Source organism: Oceanimonas doudoroffii, from assembly GCF_002242685.1.
GTDB lineage: Bacteria > Pseudomonadota > Gammaproteobacteria > Enterobacterales > Aeromonadaceae > Oceanimonas > Oceanimonas doudoroffii.
The window spans coordinates 2,002,182-2,020,323 of record NZ_NBIM01000001.1 but is presented as its reverse complement, the minus strand read 5'-3'; the positions used below and the strand labels follow the sequence as shown (position 1 = coordinate 2,020,323).

At 61.0% G+C, this 18,142-nt stretch carries 15 protein-coding genes; 5 read left to right on the top strand and 10 right to left on the bottom strand.

The features are described from left to right. Positions 1 to 122: 122 nt before the first annotated feature. From rpoD to rpsU, 4 genes are all read right to left on the bottom strand, one after another. Complete coding sequence (gene rpoD / locus B6S08_RS09330) at positions 123 to 2,006, bottom strand: RNA polymerase sigma factor RpoD (protein WP_281254926.1); 1,884 nt, start codon at positions 2,004 to 2,006, stop codon at positions 123 to 125. Positions 2,007 to 2,198: 192 nt separating this feature from the next. Continuing rightward, positions 2,199 to 3,974, bottom strand: coding sequence for a DNA primase (gene dnaG, locus B6S08_RS09325; RefSeq protein WP_094200433.1), 1,776 nt, complete (start codon positions 3,972 to 3,974; stop codon positions 2,199 to 2,201). A 75-nt stretch (positions 3,975 to 4,049) separates the two neighbouring features. After that, positions 4,050 to 4,493, bottom strand: coding sequence for a GatB/YqeY domain-containing protein (locus B6S08_RS09320; protein WP_094200432.1), 444 nt, complete (start codon positions 4,491 to 4,493; stop codon positions 4,050 to 4,052). Between the two features lie 15 nt (positions 4,494 to 4,508). Beyond that, on the bottom strand, positions 4,509 to 4,724 hold the full coding sequence (rpsU, locus tag B6S08_RS09315) for a 30S ribosomal protein S21 (RefSeq protein ID WP_014293599.1): 216 nt from the start codon (positions 4,722 to 4,724) through the stop codon (positions 4,509 to 4,511). A 174-nt stretch (positions 4,725 to 4,898) separates the two neighbouring features. Between rpsU and tsaD the strand changes: the two genes are divergently transcribed. Then, the gene (gene tsaD / locus B6S08_RS09310; RefSeq protein ID WP_094200603.1) at positions 4,899 to 5,924 is read left to right on the top strand and encodes a tRNA (adenosine(37)-N6)-threonylcarbamoyltransferase complex transferase subunit TsaD; all 1,026 of its coding nucleotides are present in this window, start codon (positions 4,899 to 4,901) and stop codon (positions 5,922 to 5,924) included. A gap of 65 nt (positions 5,925 to 5,989) precedes the next feature. Here tsaD and plsY read toward each other — a convergent pair whose 3' ends face one another. Continuing rightward, entirely contained in the window at positions 5,990 to 6,598 is a 609-nt protein-coding gene (gene plsY / locus B6S08_RS09305; RefSeq protein WP_094200431.1) for a glycerol-3-phosphate 1-O-acyltransferase PlsY, read from the bottom strand. Positions 6,599 to 6,701: 103 nt separating this feature from the next. Between plsY and folB the strand changes: the two genes are divergently transcribed. Both folB and B6S08_RS09295 read left to right on the top strand, forming a co-directional pair. Further along, on the top strand, positions 6,702 to 7,070 hold the full coding sequence (gene folB / locus B6S08_RS09300) for a dihydroneopterin aldolase (RefSeq protein WP_094200430.1): 369 nt from the start codon (positions 6,702 to 6,704) through the stop codon (positions 7,068 to 7,070). Between the two features lie 63 nt (positions 7,071 to 7,133). After that, the gene (locus tag B6S08_RS09295; RefSeq protein WP_094200429.1) at positions 7,134 to 7,934 is read left to right on the top strand and encodes an undecaprenyl-diphosphate phosphatase; all 801 of its coding nucleotides are present in this window, start codon (positions 7,134 to 7,136) and stop codon (positions 7,932 to 7,934) included. Here B6S08_RS09295 and B6S08_RS09290 read toward each other — a convergent pair. Together B6S08_RS09290 and putA are read right to left on the bottom strand one after the other, a co-directional pair. Further along, a complete protein-coding gene (locus B6S08_RS09290) occupies positions 7,925 to 9,154 on the bottom strand; it encodes a multifunctional CCA addition/repair protein (protein ID WP_094200428.1) in 1,230 nt (409 codons plus the stop codon). The two genes, B6S08_RS09295 and B6S08_RS09290, sit on opposite strands and share 10 nt — an antisense overlap. Positions 9,155 to 9,335: 181 nt before the next feature. Then, complete coding sequence (gene putA, locus B6S08_RS09285) at positions 9,336 to 12,503, bottom strand: bifunctional proline dehydrogenase/L-glutamate gamma-semialdehyde dehydrogenase PutA (protein ID WP_094200427.1); 3,168 nt, start codon at positions 12,501 to 12,503, stop codon at positions 9,336 to 9,338. Positions 12,504 to 12,644: 141 nt separating this feature from the next. Here putA and B6S08_RS09280 point away from each other — a divergent pair, with 141 nt between their 5' ends. Next, positions 12,645 to 13,619, top strand: coding sequence for a hypothetical protein (locus tag B6S08_RS09280; RefSeq protein ID WP_094200602.1), 975 nt, complete (start codon positions 12,645 to 12,647; stop codon positions 13,617 to 13,619). A gap of 91 nt (positions 13,620 to 13,710) precedes the next feature. Here B6S08_RS09280 and B6S08_RS09275 read toward each other — a convergent pair whose 3' ends face one another. From B6S08_RS09275 to B6S08_RS09265, 3 genes are all read right to left on the bottom strand, one after another. After that, positions 13,711 to 14,328, bottom strand: coding sequence for a TIGR04211 family SH3 domain-containing protein (locus tag B6S08_RS09275; RefSeq protein WP_094200426.1), 618 nt, complete (start codon positions 14,326 to 14,328; stop codon positions 13,711 to 13,713). Positions 14,329 to 14,426: 98 nt separating this feature from the next. Beyond that, positions 14,427 to 15,692, bottom strand: coding sequence for an inorganic phosphate transporter (locus B6S08_RS09270; protein WP_094200425.1), 1,266 nt, complete (start codon positions 15,690 to 15,692; stop codon positions 14,427 to 14,429). A gap of 22 nt (positions 15,693 to 15,714) precedes the next feature. After that, entirely contained in the window at positions 15,715 to 16,395 is a 681-nt protein-coding gene (locus tag B6S08_RS09265; RefSeq protein ID WP_094200424.1) for a TIGR00153 family protein, read from the bottom strand. Positions 16,396 to 16,563: 168 nt separating this feature from the next. Between B6S08_RS09265 and B6S08_RS09260 the strand changes: the two genes are divergently transcribed. Next, positions 16,564 to 18,075 carry a CYTH and CHAD domain-containing protein gene (locus B6S08_RS09260; RefSeq protein WP_094200423.1) on the top strand — a complete coding sequence of 504 codons (1,512 nt, stop codon included), beginning with the start codon at positions 16,564 to 16,566 and terminating at the stop codon, positions 18,073 to 18,075. Positions 18,076 to 18,142 lie beyond the last annotated feature (67 nt).

The following is an 18,142-nucleotide window of genomic DNA, read 5'->3' as shown; positions in this document are numbered from 1 at the left end:
CAGCGGATCCCACAGGGAGGTGTTCACGGCGTGTCGGAGAAGCAATTCCTTTGCCCGACTTGAGCGGAGGGCAAAGAAAAAGGGCGCCGAAGCGCCCTTTAAATCTTGTGTTGCGGTTGTGCTTACTCGTCGAGGAAGCTGCGCAGCACTTCGGAGCGGCTGGGGTGGCGCAGTTTGCGCAGGGCCTTGGCTTCAATCTGGCGAATACGCTCACGGGTAACGTCGAACTGCTTGCCCACTTCCTCAAGGGTGTGGTCGGTGTTCATGTCGATACCAAAGCGCATGCGCAGTACCTTGGCTTCCCGGGCGGTCAGGCCGGCCAGCACGTCCTTGGTGGCGTTACGCAGGCTCTCGCTGGTGGCGGAGTCCGCCGGCAGCGACAGGGTGGTGTCCTCGATAAAATCGCCCAGATGGGAGTCTTCGTCGTCACCGATGGGGGTTTCCATCGAGATCGGCTCCTTGGCGATTTTCAGCACCTTGCGGATCTTGTCTTCCGGCATGGCCATGCGGTGCGCCAGCTCTTCCGGGGTGGGCTCGCGGCCCATTTCCTGCAGCATCTGGCGGGAAATTCGGTTGAGCTTGTTGATGGTCTCGATCATGTGCACCGGAATACGAATGGTACGGGCCTGATCCGCAATAGAGCGGGTGATGGCCTGACGGATCCACCAGGTGGCGTAGGTCGAGAACTTGTAGCCTCGGCGATATTCGAACTTGTCTACCGCCTTCATCAGGCCGATGTTGCCCTCCTGGATCAGATCCAGGAACTGCAGGCCGCGGTTGGTGTATTTCTTGGCAATGGAGATAACCAGACGCAGGTTGGCTTCCACCATTTCCTTCTTGGCACGGCGGGCCTTGGCCTCACCAATGCTCATGCGGCGGTTGATGTCCTTGATCTGGGAGATGGTGAGGCCGGTTTCCTCTTCCACCACCTTGAGCTTGCCAATGGCGCGCTGCACGTCTTCGGCCACGGCTTCCAGCCGGGCAGACCAGGTCTTGCCGGCGGCCAGCTGGGCGTCAAACCAGGCCTGCTCGCTTTCGTGGTGGGCAAAGGCCTGCACGAAGGTCTTCTTGGGCATCTTGCACTGCTCAACGCAGAGCTTCATGATGATGCGCTCCTGCACCCGCACTCGCTCCATCATGTCGCGCATGCTGTTCACCAGACGGTCGAACTGCTTGGGCACCAGACGGAACTGACGGAACAGGTCGGCCAGGGCGGTGATCTGCTCGGCGGCCTCGGCGGAGGTGCGACCGTGGGCGGCAATGCTGTCTCTTACGGCTTCGTACTGAACGCGAAGCTGGCCGAATTTTTCCCGGGCCACTTCCGGATCCGGGCCGTTGTCGCCGTCGGAGTCGTCATCGTCGTCTTCGTCTTCATCCTCGTCGTCGTCTTCGTCGTCGAGGTCCTTGTCGCTCAGCTCGGAGCCAATGTGAGTGGCGGTGGGGGCCACGTCGTCGGCTTCATCCAGATCAACAAAGCCGGAAATAATGTCGCTCAGCTTGATGTCGCCGGCTTCAAAGCGGTCGAATTGATCCAGCAGCGAGGTAATGGCTTCCGGATATTCGGAAACCGAGCTCTGCACCTGGTTAATGCCGTCTTCAATGCGCTTGGCGATGTCGATTTCGCCTTCGCGGGTGAGCAGCTCCACGGTACCCATTTCACGCATATACATGCGCACCGGGTCGGTGGTACGGCCAATTTCAGATTCAACAGACGCCAGCGCCTGGGCGGCGGCTTCGGCAGCGTCTTCGTCGGTGTTGGTTTCCGACATCATCAGGTCATCGGCGTCGGGGGCGTTTTCCACCACCTGAATGCCCATGTCGTTGATCATCTGGATAATGTCTTCGATCTGATCGGAGTCGACAATATCCTGAGGAAGATGATCATTTACCTCGGCGTAGGTCAGGTAGCCCTGTTCTTTACCTTTGGCAACGAGAAGCTTAAGCTGTGACTGCGGGGTTTGCTCCATAGAACTCGTCCGGTTAGATGTTGCAAGAGGGTGTAGCACTCTGGGGCACACATTTTGTGGCGCGCAAGTGGCCGATTATAACAAAATTTGACCAGTCTGACTAACTGATCCGAGCTTGCCAACACCTCGCCCTTGAGCCGAGCGTGCTGCAGCCTGCATTGGTTTCTTCAATTACCCGTGGTCCGGGCCTTCATTACAATTTTGGGGCAGTGTGCCCGTTTTTCAAATGCTTCAGGCCGTGCCGCCCTTGCTCTCGGTCAGCAACAGCACCAATTCCTGTTTTTCCGATGGCGTCAGTCCGTCCCGGCTGCGGCTTTTTTGCTGTAACAGCTCAATGCGCTGTGCCAGGTAATCGTTGATAAGCACCACGAAGATATCCTGCAATTCCTGCTCGATATGGTCGCCGGCAACCGCGTTGTCGGCCATGGCCAGCCGCGACAGGGCTGGCTCGGACGGGTGTCCACGCCAGTGTTCCAGCAGCTGGGCGGTGCTGAGGGCGGGTTGCTCTCGCACCTGGCCCAGCAGGGCCAGCAGCAGCTCCATGCCCGGAAGAGATAGCTCTTCCAGCGCCGGAATATCCGGTAGCCGGGCTGCGGCAGCCGGATATTGTAGCACAAGGGCAATGGCCCGTCGAAGTGGCGTCAGTTTTAGTTTTTGCGGCCGGCTCGGTGCCGGTTTTTCCTTGTCGTCGGCGGGCTTTAACCGCGCAAACAGCTCCTTTACCCGGCGCTCGTTCTCGCCCCAGTTGAGCTGGCGCGACAGCCGGGTCACCAGGCCTTCCCGAGTAAAGCCCTCGGGCACCCGCATAATGGCCTCGGCGGCCTTGTGGGCCAGCTCATGCTGTCCGGCGTCGCCTTCCATGCTGTCTTGCGCCAGGCGCTCAAACAGAAAATCGCCGAAGTCCTGGGCGTTACCCAGGAGTCGTTCAAAGGCGTCCTTGCCCTGGCTGCGCACCAGGCTGTCGGGATCTTCACCATCGGGCAAAAACACAAAGCGCAGGCTGCGGCCGTCCTGCATCAGCGGCAGGGCGTTTTCCAGTGCCCGCCAGGCGGCCTCACGGCCGGCGCGGTCGCCGTCGTAGCAGCAGATCACCTCGCGAGTGGTGCGATACAACAGTTGCAGCTGATCGGGGGTGGTAGAGGTGCCGAGGCTGGCCACCCCATAATCAATGCCGAACTGGGCCAGGGCCACCACATCCATATAGCCTTCCACCACCAGCACCCGCTCCGGGTTGCGGTGGGCCTGGCGCACTTCATAGAGGCCATAGAGCTCGCGGCCCTTGTGAAACACCGGGGTCTCCGGTGAGTTCAGGTATTTGGGGGTGCCGTCGCCCAGCACTCGGCCGCCAAAGCCGATGGTACGGCCGCGCCTGTCCCGAATGGGGAACATCACTCGATCGCGAAAACGGTCATAGATCCGGCCGTTGTCGCTTTGCAGCAGCATGCCGCCGTCGATGAGCTGGCGTTCTGCGTCGCGATTGCCGGCGAACTGGCGCTTAACCCCGTCCCATCTGTCGGGCACATAGCCGATGCCAAAACGCTTCACCACTTCGCCGCTCAGGCCTCGGCCCTTGAGGTAGTCAATGGCCGCCGGCGCGTTGCGCAGCTGCTGCTGGTAGAAACGGGCAATGTCATTCAGCAGACCGTAGAGATCCTGACGCTCGGCCCGGGCCGCCGCCTGTTGCTGGGGCGAACTGCCACCTGTGCTTTCTCGGGGCACGGTAAGGCCGTGCATTGCGGCGAGCTCGTCAATGGCGTCGAGAAATTCCAGTCCGTCATATTCCATCAAAAAGCCAAGGGCGGTGCCGTGGGCGCCACAGCCGAAGCAGTGATAGAACTGTTTATCCGGGCTGACCGTAAAGGACGGGCTTTTTTCGTTATGAAAGGGGCAGCAGGCCTGATAGTTCTTGCCGGCTTTTTTGAGTCTTACCCGCTGATCGATAAGGTCGACTATGTCGGTACGGGCGAGGAGGTCATCAATAAATTGTTGGGGGATTCTGCCAGCCATGATTCACCGTTAAAGCAAAAAACAAAGCCGTGCATTCTCTCGAAGCACGGCCCGTTGGCAGCTCAGCGGCGGTAATCAGGCCAGTTTGGCCTTGATAGTGGCGCTGAGCTTGCCCATGTCTGCACGGCCCTGGACTTGCGGCTTGAGTGCCGCCATCACCTTGCCCATGTCCTGCATGCCGGTGGCGCCGGTGTCGGCGATGGCCTGCGTGAGCAAAGCGTCCAGCTCGTCTTCGGTCAGGGGTTGCGGCAGGAATTCCTGCAGCACCGCAATTTCCTGGCGTTCACCGTCGGCCAGTTCCTGACGACCGGCCTGCTCGAACTGGCTGGCGGCATCCTTGCGTTGTTTCACCATTTTGGTGATTACCGCGATGATGCCGTCATCGTCCAGGGTTTCGCGGCTGTCGATCTCTTTTTGCTTGATCTCGGCCATCAGCATACGCAGGGTGCCCAGGCGAGCCTTGTCTCGGGCGCGCATGGCATCTTTCTGCTGGGCTGACAGCTGGTCTTTCAAAGACATGAGATCAACAACGCCTTAGTACAGACGAGTGCGACGTGCGTTTTCGCGAGCCAGCTTCTTGGCGTGACGCTTAACAGCGGCAGCCTTGGCGCGCTTGCGCTCGGTAGTCGGCTTCTCGTAGTGCTCGCGACGACGAACTTCAGACAGAATACCGGCCTTTTCGCAGGAACGCTTGAAGCGACGCAGGGCTACGTCGAAGGGCTCGTTTTCACGTACTTTAATTACTGGCATGTGCCTCTCACCTCGGTTAACTGGCCTGTTACCAACCAGCATGACAATAAAATGGTGCGAAATTCTACTATTAACCGGGCCCGGATGTAAAGACCGGCAACCCTTTACTGGTTAAAAAAGCGCGGGCAGGGTAACATGGTTGCCTATTTTTCGACAGCGTTATTCATTTTTCCCATGCGTGTACTTGGCATCGAAACCTCCTGCGATGAAACCGGCATCGCCATCTATGACGACCGGCTCGGCATTCTCTCTCACCAGCTTTACAGCCAGGTGAAACTTCATGCGGACTACGGCGGTGTGGTGCCCGAACTGGCCAGCCGGGATCACGTGCGCAAGACCATTCCGTTGATCGAGGCGGCACTGAAAGACGCGGGTTGCAGCCAGGACGACATCGACGGCGTGGCCTACACCGCCGGCCCCGGATTGATGGGCGCGTTGCTGGTGGGCGCCACCATAGGTCGCAGCCTGGCCTTTGCCTGGGGCAAGCCGGCGGTGGCGGTGCACCATATGGAAGGGCACCTGTTGGCCCCCATGCTGGAAGAGCGCATGCCGGCCTTTCCCTTTGTGGCGTTGCTGGTGTCCGGTGGGCACACCCTGCTGGTGCGGGTGGATGGCATTGGCCGCTATGAGATCCTCGGTGAGTCCATCGACGATGCCGCCGGCGAGGCCTTTGACAAGACCGCCAAGCTGATGGGGCTCGACTACCCGGGCGGTCCGCGCCTGGCCAGGCTGGCAGAGCAAGGCGTGCCCGGCCGCTTCAGGTTTCCCCGGCCCATGACCGACAGACCCGGACTGGATTTCAGCTTTTCCGGGCTCAAGACCGCCACCGCTACCACTATCGCCGCCGAAGGCGATGATGAGCAGACCCGGGCCGACATTGCCCATGCCTTTCAGCAGGCGGTGGTCGACACTCTGGCCATCAAGTGCAAGCGGGCGCTGGAGCAGACCGGGCTCAATCGCCTGGTGGTGGCCGGCGGCGTCAGCGCCAATGTGTCACTGCGGGAGCAGCTGAAAGCGCTGATGAACAAGCTGAACGGCGAGGTATTCTATCCGCGTAATGAATACTGCACCGACAACGGCGCCATGATTGCCTACGCCGGCCTGCAGCGGTTAAAAGCCAATCAGGTTGAACCGCTGCTGGTGCGCGCACGGCCGCGCTGGCCACTGGACGAACTGCCCCCTGTTGACGGTGAGGGGTGAGGAGACAGGAGTGAGGAGCGTATCGGGGTTTTACCGTACGCCTCACTCCTCACCCCTCACGCGGTTCACTTCTCTCGGTTGCGCTTGAGCCGGTTGAGGATGGGGGTTTCCTCATGGTGATACAGCCGGCTGATATTGCGATGATGACGAATGATGATCAGGCAGGACAACAGCGCCACCGCCAGGGTGTATTCGGGCTTGATAAAATACACAAACAGCGGCGCGAACAATGCGGTGATCAGCGAGGCCAGGGACGAGTACCCAAACAATCCCAGGCTGACCAGCCAGGTCAGCATCAGCAGGCCGGCCATGTCCATGCCCAGGGGCAACAGCGCGCCCAGGGCAGTGGCCACGCCCTTGCCGCCGCGAAAGTGAAAGAATAACGGAAACATGTGCCCCAGGCAGGCGGCCATGGCAATCAGCGCCAGGTAGAGCGGGCTGATGTCGAGAAACCAGCCGAGGTACACGGGCAGGGTGCCCTTGAGAATGTCGAGCAACAGCACCCACACCGCCGCGCTGCGGTTGCCGGTGCGCAGTACATTGGTGGCGCCGGGGTTGCCGGAGCCATGGGATCTGGGGTCCGGCAGCCGGTAGAGGCGTGAGATCAGCACGGCGCTGGACACCGAGCCTCCCAGGTAAGCCAGTATGATCATGAACAGCGTTAGGGCGGTCATCTCGTGGTTTATACCCCGGGGTCAATCCGTTATGATGGCGCGCTGATTGGGCCTCAGGGCCTGCTCGCCAAAGACAGCCACAGCTTAACAGAAGACAGTGACGATGGATAAAGTGTTTGTGCAAGGCCTTGAAGTGTTGACCACCATAGGCGTTTACGAGTGGGAAAAAGGCATTCGCCAGAAAATTCGTTTCGATCTCGAGATGGGCTATGACAATCGTCCGGCGGCGGCGGGTGACGACATCAGCAAGGCGTTGGACTATGCCGCCTTGTCGCATAAAGTGACCGCCTATGCCGAGCAGAACCACGTGGAACTGGTGGAAACCATGGCCGAGCACATCGCGCGACTGATTCTGACCGAATTCCCGGTGCAGTCGGTAAAGGTGCGTCTCACCAAACCCGCCGCCGTGCCCAATGCTGCCGGGGTTGGCGTGGAAATCGAGCGTTTCGCCACTCGCAACCTGCGCGATTAACGTCATTCCATTGTCATTGAGCGCCGTTATACTGGAATCCTTCTTGTTTCAGAGCGCGGCGTCATGGAAGTTCATGCCATTCTGCTGGCCCTTATTCAGGGTCTGACCGAGTTTCTCCCCGTATCCAGCTCCGCTCACCTGGTGTTACCTTCCGTCTTGCTGGGCTGGCCCGATCAGGGCATGGCTTTTGACGTGGCCGTGCACCTGGGCAGCCTGCTGGCGGTGCTTTACTACTTTAGGCGTGAGGTGGTGACCCTGGCGCAGAGCTGGTGGGTTTCGCTGCGCGGTGGCGGTCACAGTGCCGAATCGAAACTGGCCTGGTGCATTATCCTGGCCACGGTGCCCGCCTGTGTGGCGGGGCTGTTGCTGGGGGATCTTATCGGTGCCTATTTGCGTTCGGGCTGGGTGATTGCCATGGCCACCATCGTCTTTGGTCTGCTGCTGTGGTGGGCGGATCGCATGGCCCGCCAGTGCAAGAATGAGTACCAGGCCGGCTGGCGGGGCGCCCTGATCCTGGGCTGTGCCCAGGCACTGGCGCTGATCCCCGGCACCTCGCGCAGTGGCATTACCCTCACCGCCGGCCTGATGCTGGGGCTGACCCGGCAGGCGGCGGCGCGCTTTTCCTTTTTGATGTCGATTCCGGTGATATTGCTGGCGGGCAGTCATCAGGCCAGTGGCCTGGTGGCAAGTGGCGCCGTCATGCCGTGGCCGGCGGTTTCCCTGGGGGTGCTGGTATCGTTTGCCAGCGCCCTGGCCTGCATTCACCTGTTCCTGAACCTGCTCAACCGGCTGGGAGTACTGCCTTTTGTGCTGTACCGGCTGGCCCTGGGTGCCGTCTTGATCGGGGTACTGACTCAGGCCTGAAGCAATTGCTCGAGTCGTGCCAGCCTGGCTTCACGAATGGCCTCGCCAATGGCGGGGCCTTTTAGTCCCTGAGCCACAAAGGGCTGGGCGGTAATGCGCTTCAGCTCCTGCAGCCATTGCCATAATTGCTGCCGCTGAGGATAGGGGCGGTTTTCAAAGCCGGCCCGGCCCTGCAGATCCGCCTGGGCGCAGAGCAGCAGTTCGGCAAAGCGTTCCGGCTTGCGCCAGGCGTCGGTGTGGTCCATCAGCTCCAGCACGGTGTGGGCCTGCTGCGGCGCCGGCTCGGCCAGCCGGTGCATGCAAATGTGCCAGCGGCTCATCAGCATCGCCAGCTCCTTGTGTTCGGTGGGTACCTTTAACCGTGCGCTCAGGGCGCGAATGGGGGTGATGCCCAGTTCGCCGTGGTCGTGATGACTGGGCCATTTTTCCGACGGGGTCAGGGCCTTGCCCAGATCGTGGCACAGGGCGGCGAAGCGGCAGGGCAGGCTGGCCCCCAGCTCGGCGGCCCGTTTGACCACCATCATGGTGTGCAGGCCGGTGTCGATCTCCGGGTGCCAGTCTTTGGGTCCGGGAACACCAAAGAGGGCGTCCACCTCCGGAAACAGTACCGCCAGGGCGCCGCAGGCACGCAGCACCTCAAAAAATACCTGAGGGTTGTCGCTGGCCAGTGCCTTTTCGGTTTCCTTCCACACTCGTTCCGGCGTCAGGGCGGTGAGCTCGCCACTGGCGGCCATGTTCTGCATCAGGGCGTGTGTTTCCCGGGCAAGCGTAAAGCCCAGGTGATGAAAACGGGCGGCAAAGCGCGCCACCCGCAGCACTCGCAGCGGATCTTCGGCAAAGGCTTCGGACACATGGCGCAGCACTCGCGCCTCGATATCGGCGACACCGCCGTAGGGATCGATAAGCTCCCCCGCATCGTTTTGTGCAATGGCGTTGATGGTGAGGTCCCGTCGGCGCAGATCCTCCTCCAGGGTGACCTCGGGGCCGAAATCGCAGATAAAGCCGGTGTAGCCGCTGCCGGCCTTGCGTTCGGTGCGGGCGAGGGCATATTCCTCTTTGCTGTTGGGGTGCAGAAAAACCGGAAAGTCCTTGCCCACCTGGGAGTAGCCAAGGTCGAGCAACTGTGCGGGCGTGGCGCCCACCACCATGTAGTCCCGCTCTTTGACGTTCAGGCCCAGCAGTGTGTCCCTGACCGCGCCCCCCACCAGATAGATTTTCAAGGCCCGCTTCCCCCGTATGCAAAACCGCCATTATAACGGCTGAAAATGAAAAAGGCGCCTCGGCGCCTTTGAGAAGCATTTTCACTATTTTGCGTTGTGTCAGTGACACTTTCATGCGTCATTCCGGCCCGCGAGCCGAAGTGGTGTGTTCGGACTTGGTTTACCTTCATCTTTCGGCTTTTTACCCCTCACCCAGCGACAGCAAGGTGGCGTTGCCGCCGATGGCGGTGGTGTTGTTGGTAATGGTCTTCTCGGTAATAAAGCGGCTCAGGTAATGGGGGCCACCGGCCTTGGGACCGGTGCCGGACAGGCCGCGGCCACCAAAGGGCTGCACGCCCACCATGGCACCAATCTGATCCCGGTTGATATAGACGTTGCCCACCTCGGCGCGCTTGGCCACATGGGCGGCGAATGACTCGTTACGGCTGTGTACACCCAGGGTCAGGCCGTAGCCGGTGGCGTTAATGTCGTCGAGCACGCGGTCGATGTCTTTCGCCTTGAAGCGCACTACGTGCAATATGGGGCCGAATTGCTCCTTCTTGAGTTCGCCTATGCTACCGACCTCCAGCGCCGTGGGGCGAATGTAAAAGCCGTGGGCACAATCCGCGCTCATGGGAGCTTCGGCAATGATTTTGTTGCCGGCGGCCTTCATGGCGTCCAGGTGGGCCTGCAGCCCTTTTTGAGCATCGGCGTCGATCACCGGACCCACGTCGGTGGACCAGTGCGCCGGATCGGCCACGCTCAGCTCCTGCATGGCCCCTTCAAGTATCTCCAGCACGCGGTCGGCGATGTCGCTCTGCAGATACAGCACCCGCAGTGCCGAACAACGCTGGCCGGCGCTCTGAAAGGCGGCGCGCAGCACGTCCCGCACCACCTGTTCGGGCAGGGCGGTGGAGTCCACTATCATGGCGTTCTGGCCTCCGGTTTCCGCTACCAGCGGCACTATGGGGCCGCTGCGTTTGGCCAGGGTCTGGTTAATCAGCCGGGCGGTGTCGGTAGAGCCGGTAAAGCAGATTCCGGCAATGCGCGAGTCCTGAGTGAGCGCCGCACCGGTAACGGCGCCATCCCCGGGCAGCAGCTGCAGCACATCACCGGGAATACCGGCTTCATGGGCCAGGGTCACTGCCAGATGGGCGATCAGGCTGGTTTGCTCGGCGGGCTTGGCCAGCACGGTGTTGCCGGTGATCAGGGCGGCGCTGACCTGACCGAGAAAGATCGCCAGCGGAAAGTTCCAGGGGCTGATGCACACGAAGGGGCCGCGCCCCTGAGCCTGCAGCAGGTTTAGCTCACCGGTGTAGCCGGGCAGCTTGGTGGGTTCGGCCATCAGCCGCCGGCCTTCAACGGCGTAATAACGGCAGAAGTCTACCGCCTCGCGCACTTCATCAATGCCGTCCTGCAGCAGCTTGCCCGCTTCACGGGTGCACAGCGAGATAAACTCGGCGCTGTGGCTTTCAAGCAGGTCCGCCAGCTTTTCCAGGGCCTGCGCCCTGACCTCGACCGGGGTATCGCGCCAGTCACGAAAGGCGTTGTCGGCATGGCCAATGGCCTGCTCTACCGTGGCCTTGTCGGCGAACACCACTTCACCCACCCTGTGCTCCCGATGCTGGGGGCTCAGTACCGGGCGTTTTTCACCGGCCACCGCCTTGCCGGCCACCAGGGGCGTGGCCTGCCAGGACTTGCTCGCGAGTTGTTCCAGCCGCTGGAACAGGGGGGCACGCACCGCCTCAATGTTCAGGTTAATGCCGGCGGAGTTTTTACGATCGGAAAAAATGGCCGGCGGCAGGGGAATTCTGTCATTGGCCAGGCTGCGGCTTTCCCGCAGGCTGGTGACCGGGTGGCTGATCAGGGTATCGATGGGGGTATCGGGATCCACCAGCTTGTGCACAAAGGAGGTGTTGGCGCCGTTTTCCAGCAGTCGCCGCACCAGGTAGGGCAGCAGATCCTTGTGGGCGCCCACCGGGGCGTAAATGCGGCAGTTAAGGCTGGGGTTTTCGGTCAGCACGGCGTCGTACAGCTCCTCACCCATGCCGTGCAGGCGCTGAAATTCAAAGTGGCGTTCGCCGGCCATGTCGAGCACTGCCACCACGGTGTGGGCGTTGTGGGTGGCAAACTGCGGATAGATGGCGCCTTCGGTGGCCTGGCTCAGCAGGTAGCGGGCACACACCAGGTAGGCCACATCGGTGCCCGCCTTGCGGGTATAAACCGGATAGCCATCAAGTCCGGCCTGCTGGCTGTGCTTGATTTCGCTGTCCCAGTAGGCGCCCTTGACCAGCCGCAGCGGAATTTCATCGCCCTGCTCCCGGGCCAGGGCGGTGAGCCAGCACAGCACCGGCAGCGCCCGTTTGGAGTAGGCCTGCACCACCAGCCCCAGGCCGCCCCAGCCCCGGTTCACCTCGCTGCGATAGAGCTTTTCAAACAGATCCAGGGAAAGCTCCAGCCGGTCCATTTCTTCCGCGTCTATGGTGATAAACACATCGAGCCGGCGGGCGGTATGCAGCAGATCGTTGACCGTGGCATACAGCTCGGTAAGCACCCTCTCGCGGCTAGCCTCTTCATAGCGTGGGTGCAGGGCGGAGAGCTTTATGGAGATGGACGGCCGCGGCACCGAGGGGTTATTGAGCTTTTCACTGCCCACGGCGGCAATGGCGCTGGCGTAGTCGGCCCGGTATTTCTCGGCATCGGCGGCGGTCATGGCCGCCTCGCCGAGCATGTCGTAGGAATGGGTGTATCCCTGCTCCCGGGACTTGCGGCTGGCCTTGAGGGCTTCGGCTATGGTGCGCCCCAGCACGAACTGCTTGCCCATGATTTTCATGGCGGCGTACATGGCCGAGCGCACCACCGGCTCGCCCAGGCGGTTGATCATGCGGCTGAGTACGTTGGCCGGGTTGCCGTCCAGGGTTTTGTCCATGCGTACGATGCGCCCGGTAAGCATCAGGCCCCAGGTGGAGGCGTTGACCAGGGTGGAGTCGCTCTGGCGAAAGTGTCTGGCCCAGTCGGCGCCGGACAGCTTGTCTTTGATCAGCTCGTCGGCGGTATGGCTGTCGGGAATGCGCAGCAGTGCCTCGGCCAGGCACATCAGAATGATGCCTTCCTGGGTGTCCAGGCTGTATTGCTGCAAAAAGGCGTCGATGCCGTCGCCGCCGTCGCTTTCTTCCCGTACACGGGTCACCAGTCGTCGCGCCCGTTCGCCCAGTCGTGCCAGCTGATCGCGGCCGGCGGGCACCTGTTCCAGCAATCGGGCCAGCCAGGCATTTTCGTCCACGGCGTAGTTGTGGGTAATGTCCTGGCGCAGCGTGGCCAGATCGGACGGGCGATAGTCGGGGGCAAAGACATTGGCGACGGTAAACATGGCGAGAGTCCTGAGGTTACGAGTGGTAAAGCGAAGGCGCCTTGCTGCAATGAATATAGTTCAAACCGCCGTGACCGAGCCCTTGCCTGAGGATCCGCGCACCCTATAATGCCCGCTCGTTTTGTTTGTGGTATTCAGTCCGTGCATTATCAACGTCTTCCCAAGGGGCCCTTTGCCCTGTTCGTGATTTATCTCATTACCGGCGCCTCCATCGCCGCCTCCATGGTGTTTTCCCTGTTGCTGTTTTTGTCCCTGGAGCAGGGGCCGCTGATGAAGGCGATGTTCGGTGGCCTGGCGCTGGTGTTTGAGGTGGGCAAGTTCTACATCTGGTATGAAATGGGCGAGCGGCTCAATCGCCGGGATCGATGGGGGGCGGGCAAGGCGTTCTGTTTCTACGGCATTCTGGCCGCGCTGTCGATCGCCGGCAGCGTGGGCGGCATCAACGCCGCCACCAATACCCTGCTGCAGGGGGACGAAGCCAAAGCGGCGCTGGTGCAGAGCTATGACGACAAGATTGCCGCCCTGGGGCGGGAAATTGAAATCAACGAGCAGGCGGCCCAGGCCTATATCGAGATGGAGCGCATTGCCACCGGCATGACCCGCATGCTGCAGCGCAATCAGGCGCTGATGGCCCAGCAGGATGAGCTGCGTCGGGAGCGGGATCGTGTGGCGGTGGAAAGCCAGAGCTCGCTGATGGGGTTGATGAGCAGTCTGGCCGAAGGCCTGGGCTGGCCGTTGTCCCGAGTACAGTTCGGTATAGTGGCGGCGCTGTCGATGCTGCTCGACTTCTTTGCTGCCTTCTTTATTTCACTGCTGGGCGAGGAGATTCGTTTTCGCCGTCATCATCGCCAGCACGGCGCCCTGCCGGCCCCGGTTCAGCCCGTGACCGAGCCGGTGAATGAGCCTTCCGGCGCTGTTACACCCATGCAACGCCCGGATTACTACCACGAGCTGGTGGCGCGGCTGAAGGCCGGCGAGCTGCGCTGCGCCAAGGGCGCGGTGTCGGCACTGCTGAACAAGTCCCGGGAAGAGGTGGAAGACATTTTTCACTGGCTGCAGCAGGATGGTGTGGTCTACCGCAAGCCCAACCGGCACTTTGCGCTGAGTGAGGAATAAGCGCCGCAGACAAAAAAAGCCGCCGGCAATGCCGGCGGCTTTTTTATGCCCGGAACCCGTTCCATATTCCGGGTCCCGAATACTCGAAAAATCAGTTCATCCATCTGTCCTGGCGCTTGCGCCGACGCAGGGGCACCATCGGCAGCACAAAGCCCACCAGGGCGCCCACACCGGCCACCAGGCCGCCGTGCACCAGCCAGTCCAGGCGCATGCGGTGCTCCTTGTCATCCATCAGGCTGGAGAGCCGCTGGTTCTCGCTGGACAGCTGCTCGTGGCTGGCACTCAGCTCGCTCAGCCGGGCCTTGAGCGTGGTCAGTTCCTGCCGCTGGCGCTCGATCAGGTTGACCTTGTCGGCCACGTCCTGGGCATGGCGCTCGTCGGTGTTGGCCAGCTTGTCTCGGGCGTCGCTAAGCTCGTTTTCCAGCGTCGGCAGTCGGGAACGAAAACTTTCCTCGGTCTGCAGAAAGCGGCCGTCTACCCAGCCGGTACGGTCGTCGGCATCCCTAATCTGCACATAGTCGGTGTCGGCGTCGCGTTTGAGGTAGTCCACCGGCTCGCCGGCATTAACGGTACCGATAATGCGGTACTGGTTGCTCGGGCCGGCATGAATAAAGGCATAAACGTCATCGGAAATGTAACGGGTGGCGGCGCTGGCCTGGCTCACCCACAGCAGGCCGCACAGCAGCGGCAGCAGAAGTTTTGCGTTCACCTGAAGATCCTTGGGTGTTGATGATGGGGCCATGGTAATGGCGGCGAGAGGGCATAACAAGAACAAGGGGGCTGAAGCCCCCTTGTTGTCGAGTGGTATCAGGTAAACATCCACTGAATGGCATAGAAGAATACGATGGCCAGTATGGCGCCGGCGGGCAGGGTTACTACCCAGGAAACGGCGATATTACGCACCACATTGAGGTTCAGGGCAGCGATGCCCCGGGCCATGCCGACACCGATCACCGCCCCCACCAGGGTCTGGGTGGTGGAAATGGGCAGACCGGTACCCGATGCGATCACCACTGTCGCAGCGGTAGCCAGCTGGGCCGCAAAGCCCCGGCTGGGAGTAAGGTGGGTAATGCCGGTGCCCACGGTGGCCATGACCTTGTGGCCAAGGGATGCCAGACCAATGACGATACCGATGCCGCCCAGGGGCAGTATCCACCAGGCAATGGACGCCTTGCCGGCAATCTGCCCGGCATTTTCCACCGTGCTGACCACGGCCGACAGCGGACCGATGGCATTGGCCACGTCGTTGGAGCCATGGGCAAAAGCCATGGCACAGGCGGTAATCACCATCAGAATGCCAAATACCTTCTCCACGTTGGAGAAATGCATGTCCTTGTCATCGTTGGGATTGTAGCGCTGGCGCTTGATATAGACGGCGCTCAGAACCGCCAGGGCCAGGGAAGCCAGTACCGACAGGCCCCAGCTCTGCACATCGGTCAGTTCCAGGCCCACGTGCTTGAGGCCTTTCTTCAGGGTCACCAGGCAGATCACCATGGCGGTCAGGAAGATATAGGCCGGCACGTACTTCTTGGCCGCCGCCAGGGGGTTGTCGGCGTTGAAAATCAGTCGCTGCACGCTGACAAAGGTAAAGTAGGCCAGCAGACCCGACAGCGCGGGAGTAATGATCCAGGAGCCGACGATACCCAGCACCATGGTCCACTGAATCGCTTCCGAGCCCAGAGAAACCAGGGCAAAACCGATAATGGCACCGATAATGGAGTGGGTAGTGGACACCGGCCAGCCGAAGCAGGAGGCCAGCAGCAGCCAGGCACCGGCAGCCAGCAGCGAGGCAATCATGCCGAACACCAGCAGATCCGGATGGCCGTCAAAGGCCCCCACATCAATGATGCCCTTGCGAATGGTGGAAGTGACCTCGCCGCCGGCCAGATAGGCACCGGCAAATTCGAAGATCATGGCGATAATGATCGCCTGCTTGATGGTCAGTGAGCGGGTACCAACTGAGGTGCCCATGGCGTTGGCCACATCGTTGGCGCCAATGCCCCAGGCCATGAAAAAGCCGAAGACGGCCGCCACCAGAATAAGCGTGGTGCCGTAGTTAGCAATGATATCCATTTATTTACCTTGGTTGTTTCACTCAGGAACGAGACAGCATCAGTTCCAGGCGGGAACCAACCCGCTCGGCCTGGTCTGCCAGATCGCCGACCCACTCAAGGATCTTGTAGAGAAACATGATGTCGATGGGATTGTAGCTGTCTTCAATGGCCTGCAACTGTTTGCGCAGCTTGGCCTGCATGACGTCGGTATCGTCCTCGATGAGGTCGAGTTGATGGATCATGTCGGTCACCAGATCCATTTCCCGGCCCTTGAAGCCGGTTTCCAGCAGTTCGTCGAGCTCGTCGATGGCCTTGGCCGCCTGGGCGGTGGCATCAATGCAACGGTTGAGGTAATCCATAAAGGCGGACTTGAGTTCGACCGGAATGGCCATCTGGCGACCCACGATGCGGCCGGAGATGTCCTTCGCCTTGTTGGCGATTTTGTCCTGCTGAGTGAGCAGTTCCAGCATGTCGGTACGTTCAACCGGCATAAAGAGACCGCGGGGGAGTTTGAGGCGGATTTCCCGCTTCAGCGCATCGGCTTCCCGTTCAAGCTGGGAGATGCGACGCTGGATTAATTCGGCGTTTTCCCAGTCCTGCTCCCACATGGCGTCGAAGAAGGGAACCAACTGCTGTGCAGCTTCATGGACCTTCATCACATGCTTCTGCAATGGCTTGATAGGAGACTTGGCAAAGAGTCCCAAAATAGTATTAACTGGCATAGCCAACCCTGTGTCGGTGAAAAAACACTCGATACGTCAATGTGGCGCGAATGGTAACGTAACTCCCCAGGCAAGAAAACAGCATTTTTCATAAAACTGTCATGCTACTGTGGTGGGGTTTTTTGCTTTCACTTTCAAAACAGAAGGTTGGTTTTTCCGGACACCCTTATGGATACAGAAATCGAGATCAAGTTTCTTGTCTCGGGCCCCCTCGGCGACACCCTGCCCGATCTGCTGCCGCCCTGTCGAATTCTTGAACACGACCGCCAGCACCTCGCCAATACCTATTTCGACACCGCCGAGCTCGGATTGCGCCGACTCGGCGCCGGGCTGCGCATTCGCAGCCGCAACGGCGAGCTGGAACAGACCGTCAAGCTCGCCGGCAGCCAGGTGGGCGGCCTGCATCAAAGACCCGAATACAATGTGCCCCTGGATGTGCACAATCCGGATCTGTCGCTGTTTCCCGCCAGTATCTGGCCCGACGGCGCCGACCCGCACGCCCTGCAGCAGGGGCTGCAGCCGCTGTTTTGCACCGATTTTATGCGCCATCGCTGGCTAATAGAGCTGAATGGTACCGAAATCGAGCTGGCCCTGGACGAGGGTGAGGTGCAGGCAGGAGAGCTGCGCGAGCCCATTTACGAGCTGGAGCTGGAGCTGGTACGGGGGGACGCCTCGGTGCTGTTTGAGCTGGCCGATGCCCTGGTGCAGCGGGGCGGGTTGCGCCTGGGGGCGGTGTCCAAGGCCCAGCGTGGCTACCGGCTGGCGGGGCTCAGCCCCATGCCCGAACTGCAGGCGCTGGAGCCGCCGGTATTGCAGCCGAATGAATCCTGTGAGCAGGTAATGGTGACCCTGCTGCATCAGGCCCTGACGCACTGGCAACATCACGAGGAGGGCTGGCTGGCCCGGCCCGGCATCGACTGGTTGGTACAGTTGCGGGAAGGTGCCGCCCTGGTGCACCAGATATTGCTGATGTTTGGCGAGCGGGTGTCACTCAGGGTTAACAGCGGCTGGGTCGACGATTTGCTGTGGCTGCAACAGCAGCTGTCCTGGCTGGATCGGGCCCAAATGCTGGCCCACCTGACGACCGACAAGGGCCACTACCTGCGCCGGCTCGACTGCCGCAAAAGCCTGCTCAGGCTGCTGGGTGAACAACAGCAGGGGCTGCCGGCCGAGGAGCGGCTGCGCGAACTGCTGCACGGCCCCCGTTATGGCCGCCTGGTGTTGGGCCTGACCCACTGGCTTTACCGTCAGGACTGGCGTGCCGGGCTGACCCGGGAGCAACAGGCACTGTTGTCGGCACCGGTGGATGAGTTGGCCGCGCCACTGCTGGAAGACAGCTGGCAGACCCTGCGTCACAGCGCGCTGGGGGCCGATGAGTTGAGTGTGGAGCAGTATATTCAGCAAAAGGGCAAGCTGCGCCGCAACCTCATGGTGGGCTTGTGTTTCAGCCCGTTGTTTCCGGAGGCGGATCGGCTGGGCTTTCGCATGCCCTGGCTCGATATATTGCGCGGCATTGAAGATCTGGACATGCTTTCGCCCCTGCCGGAGCTGGTGGAGCGGCTGGAGGCCGAGGAGGCCGACGAACTGGAACAGTGGCTGGATCGCAAGCAGGGCTTTTTGCTGGAAGCCCTGGAGCAGTCCCGCCGCCAGGCCCTGGAGTTGACGCCTTACTGGCGCTGATTTTTTCAGGCCGAAAGCAAGTTGCCCGAATACACTCGGGCAACTTGCAACTGGATTTGTCTTCCTG